Source organism: Micromonospora echinofusca, assembly GCF_017614955.1.
Taxonomy (GTDB): domain Bacteria; phylum Actinomycetota; class Actinomycetes; order Mycobacteriales; family Micromonosporaceae; genus Micromonospora; species Micromonospora echinofusca_A.
This window is the reverse complement of record NZ_WVUH01000738.1, coordinates 1-453: the sequence shown is the minus strand read 5'-3', so window position 1 is coordinate 453 and position 453 is coordinate 1. Positions and strand designations below refer to the sequence as shown.

Annotated in this window: 1 protein-coding gene; it reads right to left on the bottom strand. The window is 59.4% G+C overall.

Annotated features, from left to right (window positions below):
* Nucleotides 1–453: DNA translocase FtsK (locus tag GSF22_RS34165; protein WP_208817991.1), on the bottom strand; the 453-nt coding region annotated here is incomplete at both ends.

Here is a 453-nt window from a genome sequence, read left to right as displayed (position 1 = left end):
TCGTCAAGGTCATCAGGCTTGACCAGAACGTCCCTCGCCTTAGACCCCTCAGACGGCCCGACGACATTACGGGTCTCGAGGATGTCCATAAGTCGGCCCGCCTTAGCAAAGCCCACACGCAACTTACGCTGCAACATTGACGTCGATCCTAGTTGCAGCTCGACCACGAGCTTCGCCGCTTCCAGCACAAGCTCCATGTCGTCACCGATATCCTCAGCCACCTTCATCGCGGCCGTCGGGGCGGCGACATCGTCGCGATAATGAGCCTCCATCTGGGACTTGACATGGGAGACAACCTGATGGATCTCGGAATCAGACACCCACGCTCCCTGCACACGCACTGGCTTCGAAGCACCCATCGGCAGGAAGAGCCCATCGCCCTGGCCAACGAGCTTCTCGGCACCCGGCTGGTCCAAAATAACTCGCGAATCGGTCATTGAGGAGGTCGCGAAG